We start from the raw sequence: 21319 nt of genomic DNA on the forward strand, positions 1-21319 counted from the left end.
TGTTTTCTTCTTTATTACACTTAACAACTCTTGTTGTATTCTATATGGTTTCACTTAAAACATCAAGTGGATTTTCTTCCTCTTCTTCCTTTGCTGGAACTTCTCTTTTGGCACTCACACTCAAAATCATTCCCAGTGCCAAACATGTCATCCAAATAGAGGTTCCACCACTACTAATTAAGGGTAAGTTTTGTCCAGTTACAGGAAATAATTCGACTGCCACAGCCATATTAATCATCGCCCTAAAAATTATGGGAAAACCTACACCAATAACTAGTAGTTTGGTAAAGACCGACGGTGCTTTATGAGCAACTACCACTATTCGAAATAACAAAAACAGATATATAGCCATTAAGGTTAACCCTCCAATCAAACCAAACTCTTCAACGATTACCGCATAAATAAAATCTGAGGATGATTGTGGTAAGAAATTCTTCTGAACACTTTTTCCTGGACCTAATCCAGTAATACCTCCCGAGGCAATAGCAATTTTTGCTTTTTCTATTTGATAATCTGCTTCTGTATCTTCTTTATCAGCAAAATTTTCTACCCTACTTATCCAAGTATCTACACGGTTAGGAAATACTCCGGGAAATGCTTTGGCAGTTAAGACAAACAAAGTTAAAAACAGTAACCCTGCACCAAGTATAACGCCAAGATATTTTAATGGATATCCTCCTACAAAAACAAGCATAACAACCATTACAAAAAATATTGCAGTGGTAGAAAAGTTTGCAGGTAGAATTAAACCAAGAACGATAAACACTGGTACCCAAAGAAGTAAAAGCGTTTCTTTAAAAGAAACTTCTTTATCTTTAATACGAGCCAAATACCGCGCTACATAGGTCATTAACACTACCCCTGCTAAGGTTGATGTCTGAAAGCTTAGTCCAACAAATGGCAACCTAATCCATCGGCTGGCATTTGCACCCCCTATGGTTGTACCTTGTGATAGCGTAATTACTAACAGGAATATTATAATAGGCAATCCAATTATAGAAAGTCCTCCAAAGTAATTATAGGGTATTCTATGCACTGCATACAACACGATAAAACCTAAAATTAAATGCGCTAGATGTCGCAATAAAAAAGGCAATGTATTTCCATCATTGTTATACAAATATGCAAGATTGCTACTTGCACTATAAACAGGCAGGAAAGATATAAGTGCTAGAAGCCCAACTATCCCCCAGATTGCTCTATCTCCTTTTGTATATTGGAAAATATTTATCATTTACCTTTTCCGCTATTATTTAATGTTTTTAATTCTTTTTTATGTCTTACTACAAGTTTCTTACAGCATCCTTAAACTGTCTTCCTCGGTCTTCGTAGTTTTCAAATAAATCGAAACTTGCACAAGCAGGAGAAAGTAGAACTGTATTATTTCTTTCGGCTAATTTATACGCAACTTGAACAGCCATTTGCATTGAATCTGCTTCAACAATTGTATCTACTATATTACCAAAAGCATTAATTAATTTTTGATTGTCAACTCCCAAACAAATTATTGCTTTTACTTTTTCATTAACTAGTGGAAGTAATTCGTTGTAATCGTTGCCTTTATCAACACCTCCAACAATCCAAACAGTTGGATTTTCCATACTGTCTAAAGCAAAATATGTAGCATTTACATTTGTTGCCTTGGAATCGTTAACATACATCACATTATTAATTTTTAGCACATTTTCAAGTCTGTGTTCTACCCCCTGAAACCCTTCAAGACTTTCTCTAATTGTTTGTTTACGTATTCTCAATAATGTAGCTACGGTTGAAGCAGCCATTGCATTCTTTACATTGTGTTCTCCCTGTATTCCTATTGTTGCGATTGGCATAGTGAATTCTGTATTATTTATTTTAATTATTATATCGTTATCTCTTCTAAAAGCTCCTTGTTTCAATTCTTTTTTTAATGAAAAAGGAAGCGGTTGTGATTTTATGGGATTCTGTGAAAGCCATTTTAAGATTTCTTCATCATCGGCATCATAAATGAAAAAGTCTTGCGATGTTTGATTCAATAGTATTCTGAATTTGGACGCGATATAATTTTCATATTTATAATTGTATCTATCCAAATGATCAGGACTCAAATTGATTAATGCGGCAATGTGAGGTGAAAATGTTTCAATACCATCTAGCTGAAAACTACTTAGTTCTAATACGAAGTGATCGTATTTAGCTTCGGAAACTTGTTCTGCAAAACTCTTCCCTATATTACCTCCAAGAGCAACATTTAACCCACCGTTTTTCAATACTTCATAAGTTAAACTTGCGGTTGTAGTTTTTCCATTACTTCCAGTAATTCCAACAATGGTCGCGTTTGTATATTTAGAGGCAAATTCAATTTCTGAAATCACCTTTACTTTATTCTCGCGTAACTTTCTCACGATTGAAACAGTTTCAGGAATACCTGGACTTTTCATTACAACGTCGGCAGAAAGAATTTTCTCTTCAGAATGACCTCCTTCTTCCCATTCAATCTCATTATTTAAAAGAACTTGTTTGTACTTATCTTTTATTTTTCCAAAGTCTGACACAAACACTTCAAACTTCTGTTTCTTACCCAATATGGCCGTACCTACTCCACTTTCTCCCGCGCCAAGAATGACCAATTTTCCTTTCATGTCTATTTATATTTTCGTTAAAACGTGAAACTTCACATCTCTATCGAATTTTTAGCGTGACGATGGTTATTATCGCCAAGAATATTCCTACAATCCAAAATCGTGTTACAATTTTGCTTTCATGAAATCCTTTAATTTGATAATGGTGATGCAATGGCGACATTCTAAAAATGCGTCGACCTTCACCATATTTTTTCTTTGTGTATTTAAACCAACCTACCTGCATTACCACAGAAAGATTTTCCATCAGAAAAATTCCGCAGAGGATTGGGATTAACAACTCTTTTCTTACTGCAATAGCTATAACTGCTATAATTCCACCAATAGTTAAACTTCCGGTATCTCCCATAAACACTTGTGCAGGGTAGGTGTTATACCATAAAAATCCAATAAGAGCACCAACAAAGGCAGTGATAAATATGGTCATCTCTCCCGTATTTGGAATATACATTATGTTGAGATAGTCGGAGAAAATAACGTTACCCGAAACCCAGGCAAACAATGCTAGTGTTACCCCAATTATCGCTGAAGTTCCAGCGGCAAGTCCATCTATTCCATCGGTTAAATTTGCTCCATTTGAAACTGCAGTAATTATAAAAATTACAATCGGTATAAATATCAACCAGACATAGCTTTTGTAGCCCTCTCCTGCCCAACTAATTAAAGTGGCGTAATCGAATTCATTTTCTTTTACAAAAGGGATAGTAGTCAACATCGACTTATCTTTTACATAAAATTGGTCTACCGGTCCTTTAGCTATAATTTCGGTTTGGGCTCCAGGCGTTGTAGTATTGTGCTGCACTACGATATCTGGATGAAAGTACATTACAACCCCTACGAAAAGTCCTAATCCAACCTGACCAATTACCTTAAACCGTCCTGGCAATCCTTCCTTATCATTTTTAAATTTTTTGATATAATCGTCAATAAAGCCGATTACTCCCATCCAGAGTGTAGTAACAATTAATAGGATTACATAAATATTTTCAAGTTTTGCAAATAGTAAAACCGGAATTAATGTGGCTAGAATAATTATTATTCCGCCCATCGTTGGCGTTCCTGCTTTTTCATTTTGACCTTCTAAACCAAGATCACGGATAGACTCCCCTACTTGTTTTCTTCTTAGATAACTAATGATTTTTTTTCCATAAACTGTAGCAATAAACAGCGATAAAATAACTGCTAAACTTGCTCGGAATGTAATGAAGTTAAACAACCCCGCTCCTGGCAAATCGTATGTTTTGTCTAAGTATTCAAAGAGATAATAGAGCATGGGGTTATTTTTTTAATAGCGTTAAAATTTCATTTACAATTTTAAAATCATCAAAATCAAAACGTTCACCATTAATTTCCTGGTAGGTTTCATGACCTTTTCCAGCAATTAAAATAATGTCGTTTTCATTAGCCATTTGGCAAGCCGCTTTTATGGCTTCTTTTCTATTTGTTATAGAAATTGTTCTTTTATAATGTTCAGCAGGAACACCTGCTTCAACTTGTTCAATAATTCTATCTGGATTTTCAGTACGAGGGTTATCACTTGTAAAAACCACTTTTGTGCTTAATGTAGCAGCTATTTTACCCATTACTGGACGCTTAGATGTATCGCGATCGCCGCCACATCCTACAACGGTTATCACTTCTTCATTTCCTGTACGAATACTATTTATAGTTTCTAATACATTTTTTAAAGCATCAGGAGTGTGCGCATAATCTACAATAGCGGTTATCTTGTTCTCCGAAATTAAATATTGAAATCTTCCATCAACACTGTCTAGAGTGCTAATTAATTGTAGCGTTTCTAGCTCCTTTAATCCTAATAACTGAGCAGTGCCGTAAATTGCAAGAAGGTTGTAAACATTAAAACCTCCTATCAACTTCACCCACAATTCTTGATTGTTGATTTTAATAAGTTGACCAGAAAATTGACTTTCTAAGATTTGCGCTTTAAAGTCTGCAAAGGTTTTTAAAGCGTAAGTTTGTTTCTTTGCTTTAGTATTCTGAAGCATAACTGCCCCATTTTTATCGTCAGCATTCACCAAAGCAAAAGCGGTGTTTGGTAAATTATCGAAAAACGACTTTTTTACGTCGCGATATTCAGCGAAATCTTTGTGGTAATCTAAATGGTCGTGAGATAGGTTTGTGTAAACACCACCAGCAAATTTTAAAGCCTCTGTTCGTTTTTGATGAATTCCATGCGAACTTACCTCCATAAAACAGAACTCTACACCGGCATCAACCATTTTACGCAAATAACTATTTATTGTGATTGAATCTGGGGTTGTATGTGAGGTTTTATACTCGGTATCCCCTACCATTATGTTTACCGTAGAAATCAACCCAACTTCCATCCCAGCTTTTTTGAAAAGTTTGTATAAAAGTGTAGAAATTGTGGTTTTCCCATTAGTTCCTGTAATCCCAATAAGTTTTAAGTCTTCCGATGGGTTTCCGTAGAAGTTCGCCGCCATAATTGCTAAGGCTTTATGCGTATTGGTTACCTGAACATAGGTAATTCCATTTACTATGTTTTTAGGTAGTGTTTCACAAATAATCGCCAAAGCTCCTTGATCTGCAGCTTTTTTTATAAATTGATGTCCGTCAGAAACAGTTCCCTTTATAGCTATAAAAACATCGTTTAATGAGACTTTTCTAGAATCGAATTCTAGATTATTAACAGCCACAGAAGTATTTCCAACGACACTTTCGATGGTTACTTTATATAATATGTCCTTTAAAAGAATCACGATAATTTTAAGGTTATTAATTTGCCCTTTTCTAGGGTTTCTCCTGATTTTATGGATTGACTCGTAACTGAACCGTTACCCACAACTTGCACTTTAAGCCCAAGATTTTCTAGTATAGAAACCGCATCCATCCCCGCCATTCCAGTTACATTCGGAATAGTTTTATGTGACTTTTGAAGTTTAGCATAGTATTTTTCGAAATCTTTTTCAATTTCTGGATCTGGTGTTTCTATATTTTTAACATCATCTATGGTTCTAGATTCTGTAAATATTTTTTGAGCAATTCTTTTGAAAACAGGCCCAGAAACATCAGCCCCGTAAAATCCCTTTTTTATACTCGGCTTGTGAATTATCACTATACAGGAGTACTTCGGATTTTCAACAGGGAAAAATCCTGCGAATGATGAGATATATCGAGGATTGCTATTCCAGTCTTTGTGCCAATATTCCGTACGTGCCGTTCCAGTTTTTCCTGCCATTGAAAAATCTGGAGAGTATAACGATCTACCCGTTCCACGCTCAACGGTATTTTTCATAATCTCCTTAATTTCATTCAAAATCTTATCCGAACAAATTTTAGGATTAATAATTTTTGTATCGTAGGTAGTTACTCTTTCATTCCACGCACGAACTTCTTTAATAAAACGTGGTTTTACCATCACTCCATTATTAGCGATAGCATTATAAAAAGTTAAGGTCTGTAAAGGAGTTATTTCAAGATTATACCCATAGGCTATGGAAGGAAGTGCGTTTCTACTCCATTTCTTATCCCCCGGTTCCGGTATCATAGGCTCACCTTCCCCTTTAATAGCGACACCTGTTTTTTCATTTAGGTGCCAGCTCTTTAAGCGGTTTATAAATTTGTTTGGGTTTTTTGAATACCCTTCATCTATAATTGTAGCCAAACCTATATTAGAAGAAACCTCTAGAGATCTTGCAGCAGAAATTTCACCATATCCACCTCGTTTTGAATCGTGTACCGGCTTTCCGTAGAATACCTTTCTACCATTCCCAGTATCAACAACAGTGCTTGTATCAACAACTTTATCTTCCAAAGCTGCCATCAATGCCATTACTTTAAAAGTTGAACCCGGTTCATGCGATTCGTATACAGCGTAGTTGCGTTTTTCGTAATAAACACCATTTGATGCCACACCCAAATTAGAGACCGCTTTAATTTCTCCAGTAGCAACCTCCATTACGATAACGGTTCCGTGCTCAGCTTGGTAGTGCTCTAATTGCTTTAACAAAGCATGATGTGCTATGTCTTGAATATTCACATTAATAGTAGATACAATATCGTAGCCGTCTTGTGGTTCTATTTCGTTTTCGTCAAAAATTGGCTTCCACTGACCTTTGGAGATTTTTTGCTTTAGTCTATGGCCTTCTTTTCCCGTAAGTAAATCGTTGAATGCACCTTCGAGACCAATAGCATAATAACCTGGACGATCACTAGCTTCATTTCCAACAGTACGCTGAGCTATTTTCCCAATTGGATGTTCACGAACCGTACGTTGTTCTACTATAATTCCTCCTCTATTCGGTCCTTTATTAAAAAGTGGTAAGTTTCTTACCTTAATATAATCAGAGTACCCAAGATTTTTTACTACAGATACGTACCTGTTTTTATTAGCTTTAGCCTTTCTAAACTTATTTTGATAATAAGAAACTGGTTTCCCAAACATTTTACTAAGCCCTTCAGAAAGGGGCTTTATATTTTCATTAAAATCCTTATCCTTTGGCGCTAAAGCATCAAAACGTATATCGTATTTGGGAACGGAGGTAGCTAACAAACTACCATCATCAGCATAGACATTTCCTCTATTAGCAGGGATTACAAAGTTTTTGGTTGTATTTTGTTTCGCGAGTTCACGATACTCATCTCCATCAACAAATTGTATATTTATCAATTTTATGCTTATGGCAAAAGCAAACAACAACATACACCCTGCAACGATGTATAGTCTGTTTAATATGTTTCTTTCGTCAAATGCCATTTTTTCTTATCAGTATCTTTTTATTGATTTATAGTATTCTTACTCCTCATCATTAATAATCCTAATACGTTTAGGAGGAGTTGTTGAAGGCTGCAAACCTTGATTTTCCATAGCAGCAATTATTTTACTTTCCATTCTAGTTTGCATCAACTGCATTCGCACATCCACATACTCGCTTTTCAACTCTTTTACCTGCGCATTTAAGCCTGATATTTCGTGCACTTTTTTATCTGCGTTATGCGAAGATGCAATCATTATCAAAGCTAAAAGAGATAGAAATATGATGAAGCGCCAATTCTTTAAGGCCTCGTCACTTACCAAGAATTTTCCTTTTACTATGTTATAAAAGCTTTCCTTCAAAACTTACGATTAGAGATTTATTAAATAGCGAAACACCAGCTTCTACTTCCTTTTATACCAACATTTACTCAACCTCGTCTTCTTACAACTTCTCAGCAATACGAAGTTTTGCACTTCTAGCTCGATTGTTCATTTTTATCTCCTCCTTGGTAGGAACGATAAATTTTCCAACGGCTTTAAATGGAACTTCAAAATTTCCAAACACATCTCTTTCAGGCTCCCCTTCAAACAATCCATTACGGATATATCTTTTAACCAACCTATCTTCCAAAGAATGGTAACTTATTAAGCTTATACGCCCACCAGATTTTAAAACCTCGTTGGTCTGTAATAAAAACTCCTTAAGAGCTTCTAGTTCTTGATTCACTTCTATTCTAATAGCTTGGTAAATCTGAGCTAGAATTTTATTTTCCTTATGTGCTGGCAAAAACCTACTCAGCACTTTTTTAAGTTGCTCGCTTGTTTTAATTTTTTCTTCTTCCCTAGCTGCAACAATCACTCTTGCCATTGCTGGCGCACTTCTTAACTCACCATAGTTTGCAAGCACATCTCGCAATTGCTCCTCCTCATATTTATTAACAACTGTATAAGCCGAAAAATTTGTTTCGCGATTCATTCGCATATCCAAATCCGCTTCAAAACGAGTTGAAAAACCTCTTTCTGCAACATCGAACTGATGTGAAGAAACGCCAAAGTCTCCAAGTATTCCATCTACAGTTCGAAATCCGTGAAACCTTAAAAACTTCTTTAGAAATCGAAAATTCTGATTTATCAGCAAAAACCGCTCATCATCAATCGAATTAATCAAAGCATCTTTATCTTGATCAAATCCAATCAGCTTTCCCTCTGGCCCTAATCTGCTTAAAATTTCACGAGAATGTCCGCCACCACCGAAAGTAACATCAACATAAACTCCGTCTGGCTTAATATTTAAACCATCCACAGTTTCCTTCAATAAGACTGGGTTATGATAGTCCATTTTCTTCTTCAAAATTATTACCCATTACCTCTTCGGCTAAATCAGCGAAATCTTCTGGGGAAACAGAAATAGACTCCTCGTACTTGTCTTTATCCCAAATTTCTAATTTCTCTATCGCTGAAGAAATAACCAATTCTTTATCTATTCCCGCAAAAGACATCAAGTCCTTCGGGATCAACAATCTACCAGCAGCATCAAGCTCTACTACCTTAACTCCTGCTGTAAACATTCTAATAAAATCGTTGTTTTTCCTTGTAAACCGGTTAAGCTTACTCATCTTCTTCATCATCTCCTCCCATTCTTTCATAGGATATAATTCCAAACACGGTTGAAAAACCGCTCTTTTAATCACAAACCCTTCTAGCACCACCGAAGCCAACTGCTTTTTAAGCTGCGCAGGCACCATGACACGCCCTTTTGCGTCTGCCTTACATTCGTATGAGCCTATTATATTGAGCATTACGGAAAATTCCTATTTGTGATTTGTAGATTCAAATATATATATATTTTACCACTTTTTACCACATTATACCACATTGTTAATAAATTTTACCACATTGAAGTCATTGCTTAACCATCATTTGAAAACAAAGGCTAATTTTAAGTAGAGTGTATGAAAAATTTTTGTTTACTTTTGTTTCTAATAAATTGCACCAACCAAGTATGACTAACAACTTAAAGAAAGAAGGAAAATTTTCATATTTAGAAATAGGTGAAGGGACACCAATCATAATACTTCATGGCCTTATGGGTGGATTAAGCAATTTTGATGGAGTTGCAAATTTCTTTCCTCCGAAGGGTTACAAAGTTCTTATTCCCGAATTACCCATTTACAAAATGACCTTATTGCGAACAAATGTGAAAACTTTCGCCAAGTATGTTGGTGATTTTATAGACCATTTAGGTTACGGTGAAGTTATTTTACTTGGAAACTCCTTAGGCGGGCACATAGGCTTGCTTTGCACCAAATTATATCCTGAAAAAGTTAAGGCCTTAGTTATCACTGGTAGTTCCGGTTTGTACGAAAGCGCTATGGGAGAAAGTTACCCTAAACGCGGGGATTACGAGTACATAAAGAAAAAAGCTGAAAACGTATTTTACGATCCAGCGGTAGCAACAAAAGAAATTGTTGACGATGTATTTGAAACTGTAAACGACAGAAATAAGTTAATTAGAACTCTTGCCATTGCCAAAAGTGCCATTAGACACAACATGGCAAAGGATTTGCCGAAAATGCATACTCCTACCTGTATTATTTGGGGAAGAAATGACAATGTTACACCTCCTGAGGTTGCTATTGAATTTGACGAACTGCTTCCAGATTCAGAACTTTTTTGGATTGACGAGTGCGGACACGCTGCTATGATGGAACACCCTGAAAAATTTAACGAATTACTTTACTCTTGGTTACAAAAACGTAAATTTTAATTGTTTCTAGTTTTACAAAAACTTATTTCTCTATTAAATCCTAAACAAAAATAAATGCACATTAAATCGGCAGAATTTGTAATAAGCAATAGCGATGTAGACAAATGTCCAAAAGATCGCTTGCCTGAATATGCATTTATTGGGCGAAGTAATGTTGGGAAGTCCTCTCTTATCAATATGTTGATGCTTCGTAAAAACTTAGCAAAAACTTCTGGACGTCCTGGAAAAACTCAGCTTATCAACCACTTTTTAGTCAATAAAAATTGGTATTTAGTCGATTTACCTGGGTACGGGTATGCGCGAGTTTCGAAAAGCAGTAAAAAAACTTTCCAAAAGTTTATTACCGATTATTTTGCCAAAAGAGAGCAAATGATTCTCGCATTTGTACTTGTAGACTGCCGTCACGAACCTCAACCTATCGATTTAGAATTTATGACATGGTTAGGCGAGAATGGTATTCCTTTCAATATTATCTTTACAAAGGCAGATAAATTAAAGCCAATGGCATTGGAACGCAACATAAATACCTATACAGATAAAATGCTGGAAACTTGGGTTGAAATGCCAAATTACTTTGTTACCTCAGCTAGCAATTCAGCAGGAAGAGAAGAGCTATTAAACTATATAGATGAATTAAATTCAAATATAAATCGCGCTGAATTTTAATCTTCTTTACTTCCGATAAAACTTCTCGTTAAAAAAGAATCTCACAGATTATTCAACTTTTTATTGGAATAACCTCCACATCTCCATAACTTCGTTTATGTTGGAACAGATTTTTGCTTTAATCTGAATCTATACCTCAAATAAACCTAAAATTATGAAGAACTTATCAAGCCTTACCTCAATGTTTTTTCTTCTATTTTCGTTAAATAGTTGCGCTACATTTTCATCGGCAGGTTTTGAGAATCAGTATATAATTGATGGAAAATCTGATTTAACTACACCAATTAATTCTTCGAAAAAAATTAACCACAACACTTGGAATGAACTTCTTAAAAGGCACGTTCAAAACAACGGATTAGTCGACTATAAAGGGTTTATTAAGGATAAAGCTAAATTAAACGACTACTTAAAAATGCTTTCTCTTAATCAACCTAATAGCACTTGGAATAAACCTAAAATATTAGCCTATTACATTAACCTGTACAACGCTGCCACTGTTAAACTTATAATTGAAAATTATCCTGTAAAAAGCATTAAAGACATAAGTCGTCCTTGGTCTAAAAACAGAGTTTTAATAGGGAGTGAAATGATTTCTCTAAACAATATTGAACATGGAATTCTGCGAAAGATGAACGAGCCTAGAATTCATTTCGCGTTAAATTGTGCTTCCATCTCCTGCCCTAAACTCTTAAATGAAGCTTTTACCGCAAATAAAGTTGAACAGCAGCTAGAACGAGTTACAAATGAATTCATCAACAGTAAAGAAAATAATATTTCAATTTCTGAAGCTAAGATTTCATCTATATTTAAATGGTACAAAAATGATTTCTTAGTTAACGAGAAGAAAGATTTAATTGGCTTTATAAATCAATATTCGAAAGTCAAGATAAACTCAAATGCGACAATTTCATATTTAGATTACAATTGGAATTTGAATGAAAAGATTTGAAATAATTTCCAAGCCGTTTTATAGCCGTTGGTAAAACCACCTCAAATAGTTCAGATTTACGACGCTATAACCAGCAATCATCAGACAACTATACTAATAGTTTTTTTATCAATAATTTTCGATACTTAGTAATTTGTATATTCCTAAAAATAAATCAGCATAATGCTTTCTATTATAATTCCGGTATTAAATGAAGATCAAATCATCGAAAGATTACTTTTTCATTTAATGGAAAATAGTTCAGGTGAAAATGATATTGAAGTAATAATAGTTGATGGTGGAAGCACAGATAATACTAGGGACTTAATTCAAGGCTTCAGCAAACAGACCTCGATCCCTGAAAAGATTGAAAACTCAAAAAATAGAATTTCTTTTCGGCTTTTTTTCTCAGAAAAAGGAAGGGCTAAACAAATGAATTATGGGGCAAAACAAGCTTCTTCTGAAACCCTTTACTTTCTCCACGCCGATTCTTTCCCGCCGAAAAATTATGATACGTATATTTTATCTGAAATATACAAAGGCAATATTGCTGGATGTTTTAGAATGAAATTTGACAGTAATCACTGGTGGTTAAAACTTGCTGGATGGTTGACAAGGTTTAAATGGAAGGGTTGCAGAGGGGGAGATCAAAGCCTTTTTATTTCTAAAAAACTTTTCAATAAAATCGGTGGGTTTGATGAGAGCTATATTATTTACGAAGACAATGTTTTAATTAATGAACTATACAATAGAAAGTCTTTTAACGTAATACCACATTCCCTAACAACCTCAGCAAGGCGTTACAAAGATTTTGGAATTTGGCGTTTGCAATATCATTTTTGGGCTATTCATTTAAAGAAGTGGTTAGGTGCGAATGCAGATGAACTATATGCATACTATTCAAAAAATATTTGTAAAACACAATAAAACACCAATAGGTAAATATCAGAATTATTGCTGTTTAGTTTAATATCGCTTTGTTTTTTTCGATATTGTAAAGAATTTTAAAGATAAACTATATGAATATTTTTGAGGCTATTAGAAAAGATCACGATATACAACGCGAACTTTGTCGCTTGATTACTTCAACCTCGGGCGACACTAAAGGGAGAAAGCAAAAATGGCAAGCGTTAAAACACGAATTGCAAATTCACGCAGATGCTGAGGAACGTACTTTTTACGCACCGCTAATTCACAATGATATGATGCAAGAACACGCACGTCATGGAATTGCAGAGCACCACGAAATGGATGAACTCATTGAAAAAATTGACGATACAGATATGGATTCACCTGCATGGCTAGTTTACGCCAAACAACTATGTGAAAAGGTAGAACATCATTTAGAAGATGAAGAACACAGCTTCTTCCAATTAGCAGGAAAAGTGTTTACCGAATCACAAAAAACAGATATCGCAAAAGATTATTTAAAGCAAATGAAAGAGAACAGATAAGTCCTATAATTTAATCTTATAGAACTCCAGGTAACATAAATTAAGCCTAACAGGTTTTAAAACCTGTTAGGTTATTTTGTTTTACATCCCAGAAATCACCTTATCCTTTGGAAGTTTTACAGAATAAGAAAATCTCATCTTCTTAGTCTCCCCTGCTTTTAAGTTTAAACTCCAAGTAAGCTCTCCTCTATCGCTATTCACATCTGCATTAGAAGTTTCAATAAGCTTGATTTCTATATCCTTTTCAGTTGAAAGCGGAAATTGTTCTTTAACATCAATATTTACTGCTTCACTACGCGTGTTTTTAACAGAAATCTCATAAGTATAAACTCGTTTTTGAGAATTGCCAAAGAAAGAAGTACTCCCTTCCTCATTCACTCTTTCACGCTTAGTAACAATACGTTCGTCTCTTCCTAAACTTAAAGTTAATTTTTCTTCAGTTGAATTTGGATTAATATATGAGCTACCAGCAAAATTATTATCGATAATCAAGTTCGCACTACCTGGCAAAAGGTTAAGCTTACTCCAATCTGAAATTTTTGCAATTAAGAAAGCTGTTTCGTCCAATCGCGGTACAGTAAGATATGAGTATTTTGCAGGCAATTGATATTCCTTTAACCTAACTGCCTGTGGTTTCTGATTTGAATAAACATTATAAGGCGTATTTATTACAAATGAAGTTGACAGTTGATTCTCCTCAACTACTGCCATCTCATTTCTAGTGGCTCCATCTTCCAATACTTCCACTTGTGCTCCAGCAATTTTACCTTGTAATCTCTGAGGGAGCGGAGCAGCAGGTTGATAAAAACCTACCCACCACGGATTTAAATGTGGCGCATTGTTATTGCGTTTCGGGTTTCCGCTTGAAAAAGTCAATTTCACTTGCTTCCAATCAATTCCTGTAGCTTGTGAAACGTTAGCGTTGTATACTAGTTGTACAGGCTCATTTAGGTTATCTACTCTTACTTCATAAAAAGGTGTCCAAGATACATTATTCGTAAAGTAGTGGAGGTCAAAATTTGTTTTCACAGCTCTATTAGAATTCAATCGAACAACTAATTGTCCTGCATTTTGTCCATTACCACCAGCCTCTTGTAACTGATTATTTAACTTATTAACTATCTTTTGTTGCTCTATTTCTTTACTTTTCAAGTCCAAAATATTTGCAGAAAGGGTTTTATGTTCCTCTCTGTAATATTTTATCATTGTAGCCATACTCGTCGGGGACACTCCATTTTGTCCACCAAACTTTTTATTTTCTTCCAATAATGCTAAAGTACTTTCCTCACCTTTTCGGGCAGTTATTAATTGATCTAAAGTATTTTTAGCTTCTTCATATTTACGCTTTACTTCTAAATATTGAGCGCTTTGATTTTCCCCTTTTACCAAATAATCTCTTTCAAAGGATACCGAAAGAATTGTTAATTGGCTATTATCACTTGTTATGCGAATACTATTGGGATCAACATTTTGCGCAATCTGACTAATTACAAGTTCAGAACTTCCATTAGGCACAGAAAACTGCCTAACCGTATGATGCATACTTGCTCCACGCCCGTATATTATTACATCTTCTAAAGAAGCTGTAGCCTCTAATGTGTTTTGTGCAAACCCCATTTGTGTTGTTAGCGTCAGAACAAAAAATACTATTGGGAGAGGGAAAAGTTTTATAAGAGTTTTCATAAGCAATGTGTTTTTATCGATATATTCAATATTTGTGCCGAGCTCGAATAACCTTAAAACTATTCCTTATTATTTAGAATAGTATTTTTTTACAACAGCTTCGGCCGACTTGTTTTGAGGAGTGAATTGACTATCATTTTCACCACCTACCTTATCGTGTGCGATAAACCATTTCCAAAGAAATCCTCCTGCAAACCAATTTTCATCCCAAATAGATTGGTATAGCCCTTCCAATAAATTAGATTGAGCTTGTAAATTCACCGAATTCATAGACCTATCACTTTTCCAAGGTTCTTTTCCACTATAATCTACACTTCGATACCCATATTCAGTAAAAAGAATTTTTTTGCCTTTTTCTTTTGAAAGGTTTTTCATTTCAATTTGCCATTTCTCAAAACCCGATTTTATTTCAGCAATAGTTGGAGTCTGACTATTAGAAACAGGGAAATACGCATCAACCCCAATATAATCTAAAACATCCCAAAAAGGAACTCTCTTATATTCGTCCCAATTAGCAGCATAAGTAAGTTTTCCACTGTAAACTGCCCGAACTTCTGAAACTAATTCACGCCAATACTCGGGCCTGTGAACTATAAAATTTTCCAATTCGGTACCAATACAGAATATTTCAACATGCTTTTTTTCAGCTAATCGAGCATAATCTAATATGAATTTTTTATAGGAGTTTTCTAAATTCAACCAATCTTCTTCTAAGTTCATCTTAATTTCACCTGTGAATTCTCCCCGCCAAACCCAAATTTGAGGCTTTATCATTACCTTGATGTTATTCTTATGAAGTGCTTTTACATATTGCTCAACCCCATTTAATCTTTCTCCAAACCATTGTCTTTCTGAATTATATATTAACTCTGGATGTTCAATATCCCTAATAAATCCAAATGGCATAATTGCAGCGTAGTTAGCATTAAGGCTTAATAAAGGTGTGATATTTTCTTGTGTAACCGAATCGCGAGAAGCCACGAAGCTTACTCCATTAATTTTTAATATATTTTCTTTTATCGACTCTTTTTGTATTGCTAAATCTTTCTTTTGCACGCAACTAACAAGCTGAGTAATCAGTAAAATGTAAAATAAAAAAGTTTGTCGTTTTAGCATTATATTTTCTGTGGCCTATGAAATTAAGTTAATAAATTAAAAACCAAAAAATAAATCTAAACTTTTAAATATGCTCTAATTGTAATTGTGTAGTTTTATAGATAATCGAATAAGATTATAATTAAACTATGGAGCACGTTGTTATTATAGGTAATGGAATAGCGGGAATCACTGCTGCTAGGCATATTCGAAAACTTTCGGATAAAAAGATAACTATAATATCTGCAGAAACAGCGTATTTCTTTTCTCGTACGGCATTGATGTATGTTTATATGGGACATATGCGATGGCAAGACATAGAGCCTTACGAAAGTTGGTTTTGGGAGAAAAATGGATTGGAACTCAAAAAAGCCTATGTAGAAAGAGTAGATACAGACAAGAAAACTTTATTCTTTAAAGAGGGTGATTCTATTAATTACGACAAATTAATTATAGCTAGTGGATCTGTTACAAATACCTTTGGTTGGGAGGGTTTAGATTTAAATGGTGTTCAAGGTTTAGTAAACAAGCGAGACTTAGAAACTTTAGAAAAAAATGCTCCTAATAATAAAGTTTGTCCTCATGCAGTGATAATTGGCGGGGGATTAATTGGCGTTGAAATGGCCGAAATGCTTCGCACTAGGGATATAAAAGTTACAATACTAGTTCGAGAAGGAGGTTTTTGGGCAAATGTGCTTCCAAAACCTGAAGCAGAAATGATTTCACAACATATAATCTCACATGGTGTAAACCTAAGGCACCTCAGCAATCTCGAAAAAATTATTGGTGATGCAAATGGAAATGTTAAGGCTGTAATCACAACAGAAGGGGAAAAAATCCCTTGTTCTATTGTGGGAATAACCACTGGAGTAAAGCCTAATATTTCGTTTTTGAAGAATTCAAAAATTGATACCGACAGAGGTATTTTAGTCAACAGGAAATTAGAAACAAACATTAAGGATGTTTACGCTATAGGAGATTGTGCTCAGCAACGAGAACCTATTGGTCTTCGACCTGTAATTGAAGCGGTTTGGTATACGGGTAGAATGATGGGGGAAGCTCTTGCTCAAACTATTTGTGGTAACCCTTTTGAATACAACCCAGGAAATTGGTTTAACAGTGCAAAATTTTTCGACATAGAGTATCAAACTTACGGATGGGTATTTTCAGAAGAAAGAAGAAAGGATTACGAGGAGCAGTTTCACTGGAAATGCAAAAGCAATTTACGAGCTGTAACTGTTTCTTATCATAAGGAAACTCGAGAATTTTTAGGAATAAATACTTTCGGAATAAGAATGCGACACGAAGTTTTTGACAGCTGGTTAAATGAAAAACGCAGTGTTGAATTTGTTATAAAAAATCTTAGCCAGGCTAATTTTGATCCCGAATTTTTCAGGAGATATGAAAAAGAAATTGCGAAGGAATTTTTATCCATTACTCAATTAGCTACATCTTAATAAAATTATGAGTACAGTTCAAAGAAATATGTCCCTTACAGGAGAACCCCCAAAAACCATAAACGGTCAACAAAAAATCGCATCTGCTATTGGGTTGATTGGCTTATTGATTTTAGTATTAGCTCTTTTCAATGTGGATTTTCCCAATAAATCGGTTTGGCTAATAGCTTCCCTAACTGCAATTGGAGGAGGAACTATTTGGTTTAGTATTGCGGCGTATAACCATAAACACGAAGGCATAAAAAACGACGGTATATATTTTAAATCGTTAACCTCAAAAGGTTTTTGGGGATGGATTTTAGGGATTTCCCTAACTTTATTCTATGTATTACTCTATTGGTTTCCACAATATCTAGGCTATGTGCAAGGTGGAGATAACAAAGGTGTTGTTGCTCTTTTTGATCCATTAAGCAGATTTTTAAATGGTGGACCAGCAAGCCAATGGTTTCTATATGGCACACTTTATACTTTGGCAATTTTAGCCTTCGGAATAAAATTTATTTTAAAATACAGACATAATAAATACGAAAAGCTAAGAACGTACTCTGTGATGTTTTTTCAATTAGGGTTTGCCTTTATTATACCTGAATTAATGCAACGTTTAAATAGCGAAACCTTTTCATTACCGTATTACGACTTAAAAAATATTTGGCCTCTTAACCATTATAACTTCGAACAATATAGAGTTGATGATTTTATTTCTGCAGGTAATATCGGAATTGGACTATTAATATTTGGTATTGCTTCCATATTTATAATCACTCCCATCTTAACGTATAAATACGGAAAACGTTGGTATTGTTCATGGGTTTGTGGTTGTGGCGGTCTTGCAGAAACCGCTGGAGATCCTTTCCGTCATTTAAGCGATAAAACGCAGGTAGCTTGGAAAGTTGAAAGATGGGTTATTCACAGTGTATTAGTTTTTGTAGTATTAATGACCACAGCGGTTGTGCACTCTTATTTGGGTGACGATACTTCCAAATATTGGCTTACAAAAGATGTTTTCCTCATAAGTGTCGGTGTTTTTTTAACCTTAGTTTTTGCAGGGGTTTGGATTTTTAAAAGAGAAGAGTTACAAAAAGACGCTCGCATTGGGTCTATAGCCTACTTTGCAATAATCATCGCTTTAATAGCTTTACATTTTACAACAGGAAAAACGTTATTTCTTTTTGATGCTGAAACGCTACGTTCAACTTATGGATTTCTTATTGGAGCTGTTTTTAGCGGGGTAATTGGCGTTGGCTTCTACCCTATTTTTGGCAGTAGAGTATGGTGTCGCTTTGGTTGCCCTATGGCAGCGATTTTAGGATTTCAACAACGTTTATTTTCAAGGTTTAGAATTACTACCAATGGCGGCCAATGTATTAGTTGTGGAAATTGTTCTACATATTGTGAAATGGGAATTGACGTTCGCGCTTATGCTCAAAAAGGAGAAAACATTGTTCGTTCTAGCTGTGTAGGTTGTGGAATATGTTCGGCTGTTTGCCCTCGTGGTGTTTTAAAACTTGAAAACGGCCCATTAGAAAAAAGAATTAATCCGAATGAAATACTACTAGGAAATGATTTAGACCTAATGAATTATGTAAACAAATAATCCATATTTAGTCCTAGATTCCATTTAGGATTATACCTACATTTAAGAGTTTGTCAGATATTTTTCTGAAATTCGCGATTTTAATATTCTAAAGCATTTAATGTCAAAAAACATCAAAGTAATAATTCCTGCCTTCAATGAGGAAGATGCTATTGCTAAAGTAATTGCAGAAATTCCAGAAATTGTTTCAGAAGTAGTTGTTGTAAACAATAATTCTACCGACAATACTGCCAAAGTTGCTGAAGCTGCAGGGGCTACAGTATTACTAGAACCAAAAGCGGGATATGGTTATGCATGCTTGAAAGGAATGGAATATATTGCTAATCTAGAAAAAGCTAAACAACCAGATATTATCGTTTTTCTAGATGGTGACTATAGCGATTACCCTTCTGAATTAACTAGAATTGTAGCACCTATTATCGAAGATGATGTAGATTTTGTTGTAGGTGCTAGAGTAAAAGAACTTATGGAAAATGGCTCTATGACCTTACCTCAACGTTTCGGAAATGCTCTTGCAACTAGGCTTATGAAGCTTTTCTTCAATTCAACTTTTACAGATTTAGGGCCCTTTAGGGCTATTAAATACAATAAGTTGCTTGATTTGCAAATGGAGGATAAAACTTATGGTTGGACAGTTGAAATGCAACTTAAAGCACTAAAAAAGAAGTACACTTATGTTGAAATTCCTGTTAAATATAGAAATCGAATAGGTGTCTCAAAAGTTTCAGGTACGGTAAAAGGTGCTATATTTGCAGGTGTAAAAATTCTAACCTGGATTTTTAAATACAGTTTCAAAAAATGATTCTTGAATCAATAATCATTGCAATATATTCCATTGCCCTTCTCCTCATTTTCATGTACGCGTTGGCGCAACTTAACTTGCTATTCAATTATCTTAACGCAAGAAAAAAACATAATGAATCTCCTACATTTAATTTTTCAAACGCCGAAGAAATCCCATTTGTAACCATTCAACTTCCAGTTTATAATGAGCTGTATGTTATGAAACGCCTATTAGACAATATTTCTCTCATAGACTATCCTCACGACAAATTAGAGATTCAAGTCTTAGACGATAGTACAGATGAATCTTTTGAAACAACCGCCAAACACATTCAAGAACTAAAAAAAACAGGTCTTGATATTCAGCATATTTCGCGCGAAAATAGAGTTGGATTTAAAGCAGGAGCTTTGAAAGAAGGTTTAAATATTGCAAAAGGTGAGTATATCGCCATATTTGACGCAGATTTTCTTCCACAAAAAGATTGGTTAAAAAAGACAATCCCATATTTTAAGGATTCCGAAATTGGCGTGGTGCAAACTCGCTGGGGACATATAAATCGAGATTATTCTATTCTTACCCGTGTTCAGGCTTTTGCTTTAGATGCACACTTTACTCTTGAGCAGGTAGGCAGAAATAGTAAAGGTCACTTTATCAACTTTAATGGTACCGCGGGTATTTGGAGAAAAGAATGCATTCTTGATGCGGGAAATTGGGAAGGCGATACACTAACTGAAGATTTAGACCTTAGCTACCGCGCACAACTAAATAAATGGAAATTTAAATATCTGGAAGATGTAGAAACACCAGCCGAACTTCCAGTAGTAATTAGTGCTGCACGCTCGCAACAATTCAGGTGGAATAAAGGAGGTGCAGAAAACTTTCAAAAAATGGCTTGCCGCGTTTTAAAAAGTGAGAACATATCTAATAAAACGAAAGTACACAGTCTATTGCATTTGCTAAATAGCACTATGTTTTTAAATATTTTGATAGTTGCCATCTTAAGCATTCCGATGCTTTACATTAAGAATGAGTACGAGCATTTAAAGGTGTATTTCTATGTGATGAGCTTTTTCGTAATAAGCACCATTATATTTTTTGTATGTTACTGGTTTACTTTTAAAAGCATTTACGGCGGTGGATTTAAGCGGTTTTTGAAATACACAGCAATGTTTTTTACTTTCTTCTCTATAGCTATGGGCTTTTCCGTACATAATTCGATCGCTGTTTTAGAAGGACATTTTGGTAAAAAAAGTGAATTTATTCGAACACCAAAGTTCAATATTAGCAATTTGAAAGAGGGGTGGAAGGGAAATAAATATATTGCTAAAAATATATCTCCAAATGTAATTATTGAAGGTGTATTAATGATCTATTTCGCCTTTGGAATGTACAGTGCTTTTATTGTAGGAGACCAGGGCGGCGACTTCGGACTTTTCCCTTTTCACCTAATGTTATTTCTAGGATTCGGATTTGTATTTTTTAAATCCTTAACATCGAAGACGTAAAAGGTTGACATAGGTCTTAGAGTTTTC

Annotated in this window: 19 protein-coding genes; 9 read left to right on the forward strand and 10 right to left on the reverse strand. The window is 34.8% G+C overall.

What is annotated here, in order from left to right; translation table 11 throughout:
• Positions 1–40 precede the first annotated feature (40 nt).
• The 8 genes from RT250_RS02190 to mraZ all read right to left on the reverse strand — a co-directional run bounded on the left by RT250_RS02190 (position 41) and on the right by mraZ (position 9158).
• Entirely contained in the window at positions 41–1234 is a 1194-nt protein-coding gene (locus RT250_RS02190) for an FtsW/RodA/SpoVE family cell cycle protein (RefSeq protein ID WP_313111720.1), read from the reverse strand.
• Positions 1235–1283: 49 nt separating this feature from the next.
• On the reverse strand, positions 1284–2621 hold the full coding sequence (gene murD, locus RT250_RS02195; protein ID WP_313111722.1) for a UDP-N-acetylmuramoyl-L-alanine--D-glutamate ligase: 1338 nt from the start codon (positions 2619–2621) through the stop codon (positions 1284–1286).
• A 40-nt stretch (positions 2622–2661) separates the two neighbouring features.
• Positions 2662–3894: a phospho-N-acetylmuramoyl-pentapeptide-transferase gene (mraY, locus tag RT250_RS02200; RefSeq protein WP_313111724.1), complete on the reverse strand. Its 1233-nt coding sequence runs from the start codon at positions 3892–3894 to the stop codon at positions 2662–2664.
• Positions 3895–3898: 4 nt separating this feature from the next.
• The gene (locus tag RT250_RS02205) at positions 3899–5362 is read right to left on the reverse strand and encodes a UDP-N-acetylmuramoyl-L-alanyl-D-glutamate--2,6-diaminopimelate ligase (RefSeq protein WP_313111726.1); all 1464 of its coding nucleotides are present in this window, start codon (positions 5360–5362) and stop codon (positions 3899–3901) included.
• Positions 5359–7359: a penicillin-binding protein gene (locus tag RT250_RS02210; protein WP_313111728.1), complete on the reverse strand. Its 2001-nt coding sequence runs from the start codon at positions 7357–7359 to the stop codon at positions 5359–5361. Before RT250_RS02210 ends, RT250_RS02205 begins: the two co-directional genes overlap by 4 nt.
• A 39-nt stretch (positions 7360–7398) precedes the next feature.
• Positions 7399–7719, reverse strand: a complete 321-nt coding sequence (locus RT250_RS02215) for an FtsL-like putative cell division protein (RefSeq protein WP_313111730.1) — start codon at positions 7717–7719, stop codon at positions 7399–7401.
• Between the two features lie 82 nt (positions 7720–7801).
• Entirely contained in the window at positions 7802–8698 is an 897-nt protein-coding gene (rsmH, locus tag RT250_RS02220) for a 16S rRNA (cytosine(1402)-N(4))-methyltransferase RsmH (protein WP_313111732.1), read from the reverse strand.
• On the reverse strand, positions 8685–9158 hold the full coding sequence (mraZ, locus tag RT250_RS02225; RefSeq protein ID WP_313111734.1) for a division/cell wall cluster transcriptional repressor MraZ: 474 nt from the start codon (positions 9156–9158) through the stop codon (positions 8685–8687). The genes rsmH and mraZ overlap by 14 nt, the downstream gene beginning before the upstream one ends.
• Before the next feature lie 203 nt (positions 9159–9361).
• Between mraZ and RT250_RS02230 the strand changes: the two genes are divergently transcribed.
• From RT250_RS02230 to RT250_RS02250, 5 genes are all read left to right on the forward strand, one after another.
• A complete protein-coding gene (locus RT250_RS02230) occupies positions 9362–10126 on the forward strand; it encodes an alpha/beta fold hydrolase (RefSeq protein ID WP_313111736.1) in 765 nt (254 codons plus the stop codon).
• A 54-nt stretch (positions 10127–10180) separates the two neighbouring features.
• The gene (gene yihA / locus RT250_RS02235) at positions 10181–10792 is read left to right on the forward strand and encodes a ribosome biogenesis GTP-binding protein YihA/YsxC (protein WP_313111738.1); all 612 of its coding nucleotides are present in this window, start codon (positions 10181–10183) and stop codon (positions 10790–10792) included.
• 154 nt (positions 10793–10946) lie between these two features.
• A complete protein-coding gene (locus RT250_RS02240; protein ID WP_313111740.1) occupies positions 10947–11741 on the forward strand; it encodes a DUF547 domain-containing protein in 795 nt (264 codons plus the stop codon).
• 162 nt (positions 11742–11903) lie between these two features.
• Positions 11904–12647, forward strand: a complete 744-nt coding sequence (locus RT250_RS02245) for a TIGR04283 family arsenosugar biosynthesis glycosyltransferase (RefSeq protein ID WP_313111742.1) — start codon at positions 11904–11906, stop codon at positions 12645–12647.
• A 92-nt stretch (positions 12648–12739) separates the two neighbouring features.
• A complete protein-coding gene (locus RT250_RS02250) occupies positions 12740–13174 on the forward strand; it encodes a hemerythrin domain-containing protein (protein ID WP_313111744.1) in 435 nt (144 codons plus the stop codon).
• Positions 13175–13255: 81 nt separating this feature from the next.
• Here the strand turns inward: RT250_RS02250 and RT250_RS02255 are convergent, their stop codons facing one another.
• Together RT250_RS02255 and RT250_RS02260 are read right to left on the reverse strand one after the other, a co-directional pair.
• Positions 13256–14857 carry a DUF4139 domain-containing protein gene (locus RT250_RS02255; RefSeq protein WP_313111746.1) on the reverse strand — a complete coding sequence of 534 codons (1602 nt, stop codon included), beginning with the start codon at positions 14855–14857 and terminating at the stop codon, positions 13256–13258.
• A 69-nt stretch (positions 14858–14926) separates the two neighbouring features.
• Entirely contained in the window at positions 14927–15913 is a 987-nt protein-coding gene (locus RT250_RS02260; RefSeq protein WP_313111747.1) for a glycoside hydrolase family 113, read from the reverse strand.
• A gap of 188 nt (positions 15914–16101) precedes the next feature.
• On the opposite strand from RT250_RS02260, the gene RT250_RS02265 reads away from it, so the two are divergent.
• From RT250_RS02265 to RT250_RS02280, 4 genes are all read left to right on the forward strand, one after another.
• Complete coding sequence (locus RT250_RS02265; RefSeq protein ID WP_313111749.1) at positions 16102–17409, forward strand: NAD(P)/FAD-dependent oxidoreductase; 1308 nt, start codon at positions 16102–16104, stop codon at positions 17407–17409.
• 7 nt (positions 17410–17416) lie between these two features.
• Positions 17417–19003, forward strand: a complete 1587-nt coding sequence (locus RT250_RS02270; RefSeq protein WP_313111751.1) for a 4Fe-4S binding protein — start codon at positions 17417–17419, stop codon at positions 19001–19003.
• Between the two features lie 100 nt (positions 19004–19103).
• Complete coding sequence (locus RT250_RS02275; RefSeq protein WP_313111753.1) at positions 19104–19805, forward strand: glycosyltransferase family 2 protein; 702 nt, start codon at positions 19104–19106, stop codon at positions 19803–19805.
• Entirely contained in the window at positions 19802–21292 is a 1491-nt protein-coding gene (locus RT250_RS02280; RefSeq protein ID WP_313111755.1) for a cellulose synthase family protein, read from the forward strand. The genes RT250_RS02275 and RT250_RS02280 overlap by 4 nt, the downstream gene beginning before the upstream one ends.
• The last annotated feature ends 27 nt before the right edge of the window (positions 21293–21319 follow it).

It is taken from the genome of Aequorivita sediminis, from assembly GCF_032080575.2.
GTDB lineage: Bacteria > Bacteroidota > Bacteroidia > Flavobacteriales > Flavobacteriaceae > Aequorivita > Aequorivita sediminis.